Below are 10,932 nucleotides of genomic sequence, written 5' to 3' on the forward strand. Positions count from 1 at the left end.
ATTCCGCGCCCGGCCATCGCATAAGGGCACGTTCTTACTCAGGGTTCTCCCATGAAGCGCTACTTCATCCACACCTTCGGCTGCCAGATGAACGTCAACGACTCGCTCCGCATGAGCGAGGTGCTGGCGAAGATGTCCTACGAGCCGACCCCGGTGCCCGAGAACGCGGACCTCATCATCCTCAACACCTGCGCCATCCGCGAGAAGGCCGAGGACAAGATGCTGTCCGCCCTGGGGCGCTACAAGCCGGTGAAGGCCAGCCGTGGCGCGCTCATCGGCGTGGGCGGGTGCGTGGCGCAGCAGGAGAAGGACCGGCTCCTCAAGAAGGTGCCGTACCTGGACTTCGTCTTCGGCCCCGACAACATCGCGAAGCTCCCGGACATCATCGGCCGCGTCGCCGAGGACCGCGCGCGCGTGGTGGAGACCGCCTTCGTCCACTCGGAGGAGTACGTCTTCCCCCGCGCGGACCCGGAGACGTCCCGCGGCAAGGTCACCGAGTTCGTCACGGTGATGAAGGGCTGCGACAACGTCTGCTCGTTCTGCGTCGTCCCCCACACCCGCGGCCGCGAGGTCAGCCGCGCCTTCCCGGACGTGCTCGTGGAGGTCGCCGACCTGGCGAAGGTGGGCGTGCGCGAGGTGACGCTCATCGGCCAGAACGTGAACTCGTACGCGGGCGGCATCTCCTTCGCGCAGCTCCTGCTGCGCACCGCGGAGGTGCCGGGCATCGAGCGCGTGCGCTTCACCACCAGCCACCCGCATGACCTGTCCGACGAGCTGATCGAGGCGTTCCGCATCCAGCCCAAGATTGCTCCGCACTTCCACCTGCCCGTGCAGTGCGGCAGCGACCGCATCCTGAAGATGATGCGCCGCGACTACACCGTGGTGCAGTACCTGGAGCGGCTGGAGAAGCTGCGCCAGGCGCGGCCGGGCATCGCCGTCACCACCGACATCATCGTGGGCTTCCCCGGGGAGACCGAGGAGGACTTCGAGATGACGATGAAGCTGACCGAGCAGGTCCGCTACGACAACCAGTTCTCCTTCGTCTTCAGCCCCCGTCCCAAGACGGGCGCGGCCCTGCGGGAGAACGAGTGGGGCCCCGTGCCGCACGAGGTGAAGATCGCCCGCCTGGAGCGCTTGCAGAAGCTGCAGCGGAAGATCAGCGGGGAGATCACCGCGGAGCTGGTGGGCTCGGAGGTGGAGGTGCTGGTGGAGGGCCACTCGCGCTACGACGCCTCGAAGCGCTTCGGCCGCACGCCGGAGAACCGCACCGTCAACTTCGATGGGGACGCCCCCGCGGGCGCCATCGTCAAGGTGAAGGTGGAGCGCGCCACGCCCAACCAGCTCGCCGGGAATCAGGTGTCCGTGCTGTCGCTGCCCACCGTGGAGCCGCTGCCCGTGGCTCCCGCCACCTCGCCCTTCCACGTCGTCGCGGAGGCGTAGTCCGCCGCCTCCGCCGTCCCGTCGTCGCGCAGGAGGTTCCGCCATGGCGTTGAGGCCGTTCCGCGGGGTGTCCCCCCACGTCCATCCGAGCTGCTTCGTGGAGGACTCCGCCCAGGTCGTGGGTGATGTGGAGCTGGGGGAGGACTCCTCCGTCTGGTTCAACGCCGTGCTGCGCGGGGACGTCAACCCCATCCGCATCGGCCGGCGCACCAACATCCAGGACCTCACCGTGGTCCACGTCACCAGCAAGACGCACCCCACCCACGTGGGGGATGACGTCACCGTGGGCCACCGCGTCATCCTCCACGGCTGCACGGTGGGCAACCGGGTGCTGGTGGGCATGGGCGCCGTCCTCATGGACGGCGTCGAGGTGGGGGACGAGTGCATCATCGGCGCCGGGGCGTTGCTCACACCCGGGACGAAGGTGCCGCCGGGCTCCCTGGTGGTGGGCTCGCCCGGCAAGGTGAAGCGGCCCATTACCGAGGAGGAGCGGGCGTTCCTCCGCAAGTCCGCCGAGGGCTACGTGCACCTCGCCGCGGAGCACCGCGCCAGCCGCTGACTCGCGGGCTCGCGCTCCCCGTGTTAGGAGGTCCCGCATGGCTCTCGTGCCCGCGAACACCCTCAAGGCGTGCCCGATTTTCAAGGGTTTCACCGACACCGGCATCCAGATCTTCGCCGGCGTGGCGGTGCCCCGGGCGTTCCCCAAGGGCTCGGCCCTCTTCGTCGAGGGCAAGACGGGCGAGTCGCTCATCATCGTCGGCGAGGGCACCGTGCGCCTGAGCGCGAAGAGCGCCTCGGGCGAGGACGTGGCCCTGGGCGAGGTGGGCGCGGGCGAGCCCCTGGGCGAGCTGGCCCTCGTCCAGAAGGGTGAGCGGCTCTGCACCGCCACCGCCGTCACCGACGTCTCGGCTCTTGAGATTCGCGCCTCGGATTTCCAGAAGCTCCTGGCTTCGAAGCCACAGGCGTGTGTGAAGCTGCTGATGGGCATCGTCAGCCACTTCGGGCAGAAGGCGCGCGACAACCGGGACATGCTGCGCACGCTCGTCGGAAAGGCCCCGGCCGCCTGACGGGCCCGTGGTAGCTTCCGGCGCGCGAATGCGTGCCTCCCTCCTGGTCATCCTCACCTTGCTCGGGGCCTCCGGGGCCGTGCATGCACAGGCGCGGATGTCCACTCCCGTGACGGTTGCCCCGGCGGAGGACTGGTTTTCCAGCGTGTACACGGCCGGTGGCCTGGAGGTTCGGGCTGATGTCCGCGTCTTCACCCTGTTCGCGCTGCTGAACCGCCTGGGGTACGACGCGGGCGTGAGGTACCGGGAGCACCCGGTGCCCGCCTTCAGCTACGGACCGGCCCGGACGCGCGTGCGTGACGCCCTGGTGACGGCGTCCCCGGCCGTGCTGGCCCGGGCCCAGGCCTACTTCGACGCCCACCCCGTGCCGGTGGAGGCCTACCTGGCGCGGCTGCTGGGAGGGCCCGAGGCGCCCGGGGCCGCCCGGAGTCTGGACGGGCTGGAGGCGCTGCTGGAGCGGGTGGAGGCGGAGTGGCCGGTGGCGGACCTTCGCGCCGGCACGCTGGACCTGTACCGCGCGGAACAGCGCGCATGGCTGCCGCTGCTGGATGCGCCCCTTCAACAGGCCGCGCGACTTCTGGGCCTGCCAGAAGGCGAGCCCGTCTTGCAGGTGGTGGTTAATCTGCTCGACGTGGAGGGCAGCATCCGGCGGGTGGAGACGGGGCGAGGGTGGGTGCTGGTGGTGGGACCTGCGACCCGGCGGCCCGAAATGGAGCCGGTGGTCCGGGAGTTCGCGCGTGCGGTGCTTTCGTCCCGGATGGGGACGCGCTTGGAGAGCAGGTGGGCGGGCGGGGCGGCGGCGCTGCGCGAGGCCCGGGTAGCGGGGGCGGGGGAGGCGACGGTGGGGGAATACGGGGTCGCACTGCTGAGCCGGGCGCTGGCGTTGCTGGCGACGGGTGCGCAGGAAGCGGCCTACGAGGCGGCTGGCCGGCAGGGCTACTTCGGATTGAAGGCCCTGGCCCGGAGTTTTGACGACTCGCGCCCGGTTGAAGCCTGGGCGCTGGATGGGCTGGCCCGGGTCACCCCCGGCGCGGCCCTCCGGAAGTGAACGGACGGGACAACGCGTGCAAGAACTCCTCACCCACCTGCTTGGCGATTCACAGGGCTTCTTCGCCTATGCCACCGTTTTCGGAATCCTGGTGGCCTGTGGTCTCGGCGTTCCGCTTCCCGAGGACATCTCGCTCATCCTGGGCGGCTTCCTCGCGCACAAGGGCGCGGCCAGCCTGCCGGTGATGATGGTGGTGGGCTTCGCCGGCATCCTCGTTGGTGACAGCCTCATCTACCTCGCCGGCCGCCGGCTGGGCGCGAAGCTGGGCCGTGGCTCCGACACGCGCGGGGGCTTCTTCGCCCGCATCGTCACGGCCGAGAAACGCGCCAAGGTGGAAGGGCTGTTCGAGAAGCACGGGCAGAAGATCGTCTGCATCGCCCGCTTCATGCCCGGCGTGCGCGCGGTGACGTACTTCACCGCGGGCTCCGTGCACATGTCCTACTGGCGCTTCATCTTCTGGGACGGCCTGGCCGCGCTGCTGTCCGCGCCCGTCTTCATCTGGCTCGGCTTCCACTTCGGCGGTGAGCTGGACATGCTCATCAGCAAGTTCAAGGAAGGCCAGTACGTGGTCATGGGCGTGCTGGCGGTGGCCGTCACCGGCTACCTCCTGTGGCGCCGCAAGCGCAAGCAGGTCCAGGTCCGGTACGCGGATGCCACGCACACTCCCTCCATGGCGGAGCCCCTCCCCGTGGCTGCCCGCGTCCAGGAGAGCGTGACTCCGTCCCTGCGGAACACCGTGACGGGCGTCGGCGAGCCCCTGTTCGAGGTGGGCTCCACGGCTTCCGCCCCGGAGAAGGTTGCCGCTGCCGAGCCCGTTCGCGAGCTGCAGAAGACGTAGGCCCGCGCCGCGGCCTGGTGTCAGTATCCTCCGCGACTCACGCGCGGAGGCGTTGATGGACATCCAACATGCCGTTCGGACCCTGCTCCTGATGGGAGCCCTGCTCGCGGCCGACGCGGGCGCCGCGGTGACGCGCGGGGACTTCCGGGTGCCCGCGGAGCCGGGCATCGAGCTCTCCGTCCGCGAGGTGCGTGACACCGGCAAGCAGGTGCCGGGGCTTCCGCCCGTCATCCTCCTTCATGGCGGGCGAGTCCCGGGCCGGGCTTCCTTCGACCTGCCCGTCGAGGGCGGCTCGCTCGCGGCGGACCTCGCGCGCGCGGGGCATGCCGTCTACGTCATGGATGCGCGTGGCTACGGCGGCTCCACCCGCCCCAAGGCCATGAGCGGGCCCGCCGCGGGCCGTCCACTCGTCACGTCTCACGAGGTCGTCCGCGACGTGCACGCGGTGGTGGGCTGGGTGAAGAAGCGAACCCGCCGGCCCCAGGTCGCCATCCTCGGCTGGGCCACCGGTGGCCACTGGGCGGGAATGTACGCCAGCCTCCACCCCGAAGAGGTCAGCCACCTGGTCGCCCTCAACACGCTGTATGCCGGGAGCACCGAGCACAAGATGCTCGGCCACGGCACGGAGTACGAGGACCCGAAGCGCCCGGGGCGCTTCAACGCAGAGGCGGTGGAGGCCTACCGCTGGAGCACGTCGGCCTCGCTCGTCGGTGGGTGGGACCGGTCCATTCCCATGGAAGACAAGGCGCAGTGGCGCTTCCCCGCGGTGGCAGAGGCCTACCAGCGCGAGGCGCTCGCGAGCGACCCGATGTCGGCCTCGCGGACTCCGCCGGCCCTTCGCGCCCCCTCCGGCGCGCTGGAGGACAGCTTCTACCTCGCCATCGGGCGGCAGCTCTGGGATGCGGCGTCCATCACCTCGCGCGTCCTCATCCTGCGCGCCGAGAAGGACTTCTGGAGCCGGCCCGAGGATGTCACCCGGCTCCAGGCGCACCTGGCCCATGCCGCCGAGGTGAAGGCCGTCACGATTCCCGAGGCGACCCACTTCGTGCACCTGGATCGGCCGGAGCGGGGGCGGGGCCTCTTCCTCGAGGAGGTCACCCGCTTCCTCGCCACTCCGGCGCCGGCCGGCCCGGCACGGACCGCGCGGTAGACCGGCGGTCTCGCCTACGCCTTCTTCACGAACTCCGACTTGAGCCCCATCGCGCCGATGCCGTCGATCTTGCAGTCGATGTCGTGATCTCCGTCGACGAGGCGGATGTTCCGGACCTTGGTGCCGACCTTGACGACCGTCGACGAGCCCTTGACCTTCAGGTCCTTGATGACGGTGACGCTGTCGCCGTCCTGCAGCAGGTTGCCGTAGGCGTCGCGCACCTCGCGCTTCTCTTCACCGCCCGCGGGGGCGGCGGCCGCGTCTTTCGACCACTCATGCGCGCATTCCGGGCACACGAAGAGGCTGCCGTCTTCATAGGTGTACGCGGAATTGCATTTCGGACAGGGGGGCAGGGTGCTCATGGTCAATCCGGATTCGTAGGGGACGGACTGGCTTATACAGAAGACGGAGCCCTGTTGAAGGGACGGGTTGGGGCGGAAGTGGGCGAGAATGCGGGGTATGCCGATGCTTCGTTCCCTTCTCCCCGCTTGTGCTGTCCTCCTGTGGGCCTGGGCGGCGAACGCCCAGGCGCCCGATGCCGGTGTCACGCCGGACGCAGGCCCCCCCGCCGAGGAGCCCCGGCGCGTGTACATGGGCACGGAGTTCCCGCCCGAGCACGTCGCGGACCCGGCCGCCGCGAGTGAGCTGGCCAGGGCGACCGAGTCGAGCGCTCCGGTCCTCGTCGTCAGCGGCGGCATCAGCCTGGGGGCATACCAGGCGGGGTTCATCTCCACGCTCGTGCGGTTCTGGAGCGTGGCTCGCCGGGATGGCGGCGCCGGCCTGGGAGACCCGACGCCCCGGGTGTGGACGGGCGCCTCGGCGGGCGCGGTGAATGCCCTGCTGGGTGGGCTGGCCTCCTGTGATCCCGCCTTCGAGCAGCCCCAATGGTCCCCCGAGGAGAGCCTTTTCTGGACCGTCTGGGTGAAGCAGCTCGACCTGGAGATGCTGCTTCCCCAGGACGACCCCGACCGGAGCAACCACCTCTTCAGCGCGCCTCACATGGAGCTGACGCTCGCGGAGATAGAGAAGGAGGCGAAGACGAAGCGCTTCCGGCCGGACTGCTCGTTCGCCTTCGGCCTCACGGTGACGAACCTGCGCGGCCGGGATGTTCCCTTCGGCTGGGGAGGCCCCGACTCCAAGGCGGAGCTGACACGCGTCACCGAGAAGCTCGTCGTCCAGGTGATGACGCGGGGAGATGGAACGCTCACGGCACGCCTGCCGTTCACGAAGGGCGCTTCGAGCGCGACGGCGCCCTACCTCGCGCTCGAGCAGGAAGCGCGGGTCCACTACCCGGCGCTGGGCGCGCCGCCGTCGGACGAGGAGGGTGGCCAGCCCGTCTCCCTCAAGAACCTGCTGCTCACCCCGCAGGCGTCGGGCGCGTTCCCGCTCGCGTTCCCTCCTGTCGAAGTCGACGTGTCGTTCTTCGACGAGGTCCAGTGGGGCCCGAAGCAGTCGCTGAAGCTGGTGGACGGAGGCTTCCTCAACAACAACCCGCTGGACCTGGCGGTGCGGCTCGGGGCGCGCTGGGTCGACGAGGGAGGCGCGGGCTTCAATCGCTCGCGCTTTCCCGTCGTGTACCTGGACCAGGACGTCGTCGACTGGACGTGGAAGCCGCGCGACGCACCCCGGGAGGGCTCCCTCAGCCCGCTGGAGGAGACGTACTTCCAGCACGTGGGCAACCTCATGACCGCGGCGCGGGACAGCGTCGTGCTCGACACCCTGGAGCACGACGCGAACCTGTCGGGCCGCATCAAGATTCCCCGGCGCGGCACCGTGCTCCCCTCCGAGTACCAGTTCGCGATGATGGGCTTCTTCGACCGGCGCTTCCGCCAGCACGACTTCTATCGCGGCATGCAGGACGCCATCCGCTTCCTGTCCACCCAGCTCACCTCGACCCGGGCCGTGGAGTCCCTGGTGCCGCGCGTCCCCGGACAGATGCTCGACAGGCGAGAGCAGGACATCCGCGACGTGCTCGGCATCTCCTCCGGCGGCTTCCGGTGCGTGGTGGACGGCGCCTGCGAGGACGTCGCGGATGGCGTCGAGCTGGGGAAGCTTCGCGACGCCACCGACGCCCTGACGCGGACCGCGAAGGCGAAGAAGCTGAAGCACGGTGACGTCGACGACCTGCTCGAGGCGCTCGGGGAGGTGGGCTACGAGTATGGCGAGGGCGTCATGGGCGTGGCGAAGGCGACGGGGACGCGGAGCGACCTGCTGCCGGTGCGCGTGCGCGTGGGCACGGCCTTCCATGACCTGGTCTCGCACCAGAAGAGCGGGCTGAGGATTGCCCTGCGCCCGGCCGGGGCCGCGTTCCTGGATGACTGGCTCACCTATACGCCGCCGCGCCATGCGTTCACGGTCCATGCGAGCCGCCAGCGGGGCGTGGGAGTGGGCTGGGAGAAGCCGCTGTCGTCCACGGCCTACGAGGAGCGCCGGGAGGGGGGCGTGTCCGACCGGAGCGAGCTGAGGCTCGGCGTGGCGGTGTCCGCGTTCGGAGTGCGGGACATGGACCGGCTCGTGCCGAACGAGACGCGGCTGCGGCTCGTCACGCTCGGCACGTATGCAGACTTCGTCTCCGACATGGATGGCTTCGGGGGCAGGGTGAAGGGGCTCCAGGGCGGGCCCTACGTCCGGCTGCGCGCGGGCCTGGGGGCGTCCGGCAGCTACCTTCGCAACCCCGAGGAGTTCTCCTTCCTCGTCCCCGAGGCGCGGCTCGGGGTGGACGTGGCGGAGCTGGTGGGCCTGCGGCTGAGCGTGCCCCTCTACCTCGTCAAGAAGTCGGAGGACGGGTGGCACCACGGGACGCCCAAGATCTTCAAGGAGACGGGCCTGGGCGTGGAGGTGCTGATCACCCGGTGGTGAGCGGTCTCCCCGCCGCCTTCAGATGGACGTGTAGAGGCGCCGGAAGACGATGTTCGAGGGGCCGGTGCGTGAGGCGAGGTAGAACAGCCAGATGCTGCCGTCGGGGGCGAGGACCGCATGGGGCAGGATGTTGGAGTTGCGGGCGCCCGTGAGCATGCGCGCGGGCCACCAGGTCCCATCCGCTCCGCGCCGGATGAACCAGATTTCATTGTTCGCGTTGCGGTTGAAGAACAGCCAGAGGTCTCCCATCACGTCCATCACCGCGGTGGGGTTGGCATCCCCCTGCTGGGTGGTGGGGACGGTGTCCACCTGCGAGGAGCCGTCCGCGCGGAAGCTCGCGACCCGCAACCCTCCCGAGTCGTTGCCCCAGAAGAGCAGGGCCTGACCCTCGTTGTCGGGGACGAGGAAGGGGTCGAAGTCGATGCCACCCGAGTTGAAGGTGCCGAGCTGCGTGACGACCCCGTCCGCGAGGGAGAGCCGGGCCACCCCGATGTCAACGCCCGTACGGAAGCCGGCCCATATCCGGCCGCTGTTGTCGACCGTGGCGTGGAAGTGGCGCTGGGTGGTGGTGTTGGGAATGGAGGCGAAGGACTTGGGGCTGGAGTCGATGAAGACGCCGTCCGTGTGCCGGTAGCGGCGGAACTGCCACTGGCTCCCCGTCGTGGTGAAGAAGAAGAACGCCGCGAGGTTGCCGTGCACCCGGACCGCGGGGGCAGAGCCCGAGTCGGACACCTGCTGCTCGGGGGCGCCCGGATCCAGGCCCGGGAGCAGGCGCTTGCAGAAGATGCCCGACACCTCGCGCTGGTAGGTCAGCAGGGCGCCTCCGTCGGGGAGTGGAGCCGCGTCGGGCTCCCGGTTGCGTGCGCTTCCAGAGGTGTACTTGCGCAGTGAGCCGAACGAGGGGGTGAAGAGCGTCTCGCGAGTATCCAGAGAGGCGCCGACAATCTGGTCCAGCCCCTCCTGCGGCGCCTCCCAGTAGGCCTGGAGCCTCTCCTGGGCGTCGACGAAGAAGGCCCTCTTGATGTTGTCGGAGCCCGGGGTGTCCGACACCACCCGCTCGTCTTCGCCCGGAAGCTCGCCGCGCATCAGCAGGTTGATGGCCCTGCGCAGGCTGAGGCGTGGTCTCGAATAGGTGTTGTACAGGCGGTACGTGGAGGCATTCTCGCCGAGGGTGTCCTCGATGAGGGTGGCTGGCGGCAGCATCAGGCGGGAGCCGCGCCGGTCGGTGATGTCCTGGAAGGTGACGGGGCCCCCGCTCGCGCGGCGGCGGATGCTCGCCAGGGCGAAGTAGCTGTGTCCTTGCAGATAGTCCGGGTCCGATACCGGTGGAATCCCGAAGCCCGTCTGCGGCACGTGGCCGGACTGGCGCACGCGCACCACCCACTCGCGCTTGAGGCGCGCGCAGCTCTCCGTCCCCAGCCCCGGGAAGACGAGCCGCGGGTCCTCGCTGGGCCGCACCAGCCGCTCCCACACGTCCAGGTAGACGAGCAGGTCGCCGTCGACGGCCGGCAGCTCGGGAATCTGGGGCACGCCCCACGCCGCGGCCAGGGCGGCCGAGCCCGGTTGGCTCACGTGCAGCGGCTGGCCCCGGTAGGTGAGGTCCTCCGCGATGATGACGTCCAGCCCGTCCACGAGGCAGCGCCCCACGTGGTGCAGCCCCCGGTCCAGCAGTGGGGGCGTCCCGTCGTCTCCGGGCTCGTACACCCGGGCGCGGACGACGAAGTTGTCGGGGGTCTCCGAGCCCTGCACGACGAAGGCGTTCATGCCCTCGGGGATGCCGTCGCCGACGAACCACTTGAGGAAGGCGCGCAGCTCGAAGCGGCGCACGTCCTCCAGCTCGTTCCAGTCCGCGTCCACGATGGGCACGCCCTGCTGGAGCCGGACGCTGATGTAGCGCTTCAGCGGGTCGAACGTGTTGGGGGAGATGATGGCCATGCGCGGCGCTCCTGCGCTTCAGAAGACGAGCCAGACGGTGCGCTCCAGCGTGCTGGCCGCGTCCTTGGTGATGACGGGGTGGGTGACGTAGTTGATGAGGATGGACTGCCCGTCCAGCCGGCCCACGAGCCCGAACTCGCGCAGCGCGCTGGTGGGGTGGCCCGTCGCCGTGTCGGGCCAGGGCGGCACTCCGGGCCCCAGCGAGGCGGAGATCTGGAGCCGGTTCGTGGGCGTGGGCGACACCGAGGCGCCCGAGAGGAAGGAGAGGGTGAGCGCCGAGCGCGGGACGAGGTGCGGGTGCGGGTCCACCAGGGCCGTCTGCGCGCTGGTGGCCGGCGGGATGAAGCCCGAGTCCCAGGCCTCCAGGCCCGCGCCCACCGCCAGGCCCTGGATGCCGAGCGCCTCCGGCGGCCCGCCGCGCAGGAAGGCCGCCAGCAGGCTGCGGCAGGAGCCCACGATGGCGTTGCTCCGCCAGCCGCTGTCCCACGACACCTGTCCCCGGGCGTCGCGCACCACGTCGCGGTAGAGCCCATGAAGGCCCTCCGCGGCCCTCTCCATGCCGGGCCGTCCCGCCATGCGTGCCTCCTCGCGAAAC

General features: G+C 70.1%; 10 protein-coding genes. 7 read left to right on the top strand and 3 right to left on the bottom strand.

Translation table 11 applies throughout. The annotated features are described in order from the left end of the window. Positions 1–51 precede the first annotated feature (51 nt). From miaB to K8638_RS13125, 6 genes are read left to right on the top strand one after another with little or no spacing between them, the layout of a single operon-like run. Positions 52–1,440, top strand: a complete 1,389-nt coding sequence (gene miaB / locus K8638_RS13100; protein WP_223754829.1) for a tRNA (N6-isopentenyl adenosine(37)-C2)-methylthiotransferase MiaB — start codon at positions 52–54, stop codon at positions 1,438–1,440. Between the two features lie 43 nt (positions 1,441–1,483). Further along, positions 1,484–1,999 (top strand): gamma carbonic anhydrase family protein, encoded by a 516-nt coding sequence (locus K8638_RS13105; protein ID WP_223754830.1) that lies wholly within the window; start codon positions 1,484–1,486, stop codon positions 1,997–1,999. A gap of 37 nt (positions 2,000–2,036) precedes the next feature. Beyond that, on the top strand, positions 2,037–2,507 hold the full coding sequence (locus tag K8638_RS13110) for a cyclic nucleotide-binding domain-containing protein (protein ID WP_223754831.1): 471 nt from the start codon (positions 2,037–2,039) through the stop codon (positions 2,505–2,507). 28 nt (positions 2,508–2,535) lie between these two features. After that, positions 2,536–3,555, top strand: a complete 1,020-nt coding sequence (locus K8638_RS13115; protein ID WP_223754832.1) for a hypothetical protein — start codon at positions 2,536–2,538, stop codon at positions 3,553–3,555. Between the two features lie 16 nt (positions 3,556–3,571). Further along, positions 3,572–4,393 carry a DedA family protein gene (locus K8638_RS13120; RefSeq protein WP_223754833.1) on the top strand — a complete coding sequence of 274 codons (822 nt, stop codon included), beginning with the start codon at positions 3,572–3,574 and terminating at the stop codon, positions 4,391–4,393. Positions 4,394–4,448: 55 nt separating this feature from the next. Further along, positions 4,449–5,543 carry an alpha/beta fold hydrolase gene (locus K8638_RS13125; protein WP_223754834.1) on the top strand — a complete coding sequence of 365 codons (1,095 nt, stop codon included), beginning with the start codon at positions 4,449–4,451 and terminating at the stop codon, positions 5,541–5,543. A 14-nt stretch (positions 5,544–5,557) separates the two neighbouring features. Here K8638_RS13125 and K8638_RS13130 read toward each other — a convergent pair whose 3' ends face one another. Further along, positions 5,558–5,905, bottom strand: a complete 348-nt coding sequence (locus tag K8638_RS13130; RefSeq protein WP_223754835.1) for a zinc ribbon domain-containing protein YjdM — start codon at positions 5,903–5,905, stop codon at positions 5,558–5,560. Positions 5,906–6,134: 229 nt separating this feature from the next. Between K8638_RS13130 and K8638_RS13135 the strand changes: the two genes are divergently transcribed. Next, positions 6,135–8,402, top strand: coding sequence for a patatin-like phospholipase family protein (locus K8638_RS13135; RefSeq protein WP_223754836.1), 2,268 nt, complete (start codon positions 6,135–6,137; stop codon positions 8,400–8,402). A gap of 18 nt (positions 8,403–8,420) precedes the next feature. Here K8638_RS13135 and K8638_RS13140 read toward each other — a convergent pair whose 3' ends face one another. Together K8638_RS13140 and K8638_RS13145 are read right to left on the bottom strand one after the other, a co-directional pair. After that, positions 8,421–10,337, bottom strand: a complete 1,917-nt coding sequence (locus K8638_RS13140; RefSeq protein ID WP_223754837.1) for a DUF6519 domain-containing protein — start codon at positions 10,335–10,337, stop codon at positions 8,421–8,423. Positions 10,338–10,355: 18 nt separating this feature from the next. Continuing rightward, positions 10,356–10,913 (bottom strand): hypothetical protein, encoded by a 558-nt coding sequence (locus K8638_RS13145; protein WP_223754838.1) that lies wholly within the window; start codon positions 10,911–10,913, stop codon positions 10,356–10,358. Positions 10,914–10,932: the final 19 nt, after the last annotated feature.

Source organism: Myxococcus sp. RHSTA-1-4, from assembly GCF_020037125.1.
In the GTDB taxonomy this organism is placed as follows: Bacteria; Myxococcota; Myxococcia; order Myxococcales; family Myxococcaceae; genus Myxococcus.

Excerpts from the sequence above, each read along its gene's own strand:
- K8638_RS13105 (WP_223754830.1), top strand. The coding sequence starts at position 1,484 with ATGGCGTTGAGGCCGTTCCGCGGGGTGTCCCCCCACGTCCATCCGAGC.
- K8638_RS13145 (WP_223754838.1), bottom strand. The coding sequence starts at position 10,913 with ATGGCGGGACGGCCCGGCATGGAGAGGGCCGCGGAGGGCCTTCATGGG.
- miaB (WP_223754829.1), top strand. The coding sequence starts at position 52 with ATGAAGCGCTACTTCATCCACACCTTCGGCTGCCAGATGAACGTCAAC.
- K8638_RS13135 (WP_223754836.1), top strand. The coding sequence starts at position 6,135 with ATGGGCACGGAGTTCCCGCCCGAGCACGTCGCGGACCCGGCCGCCGCG.
- K8638_RS13130 (WP_223754835.1), bottom strand. The coding sequence starts at position 5,905 with ATGAGCACCCTGCCCCCCTGTCCGAAATGCAATTCCGCGTACACCTAT.
- K8638_RS13140 (WP_223754837.1), bottom strand. The coding sequence starts at position 10,337 with ATGGCCATCATCTCCCCCAACACGTTCGACCCGCTGAAGCGCTACATC.
- K8638_RS13110 (WP_223754831.1), top strand. The coding sequence starts at position 2,037 with ATGGCTCTCGTGCCCGCGAACACCCTCAAGGCGTGCCCGATTTTCAAG.
- K8638_RS13125 (WP_223754834.1), top strand. The coding sequence starts at position 4,449 with ATGGACATCCAACATGCCGTTCGGACCCTGCTCCTGATGGGAGCCCTG.
- K8638_RS13115 (WP_223754832.1), top strand. The coding sequence starts at position 2,536 with ATGCGTGCCTCCCTCCTGGTCATCCTCACCTTGCTCGGGGCCTCCGGG.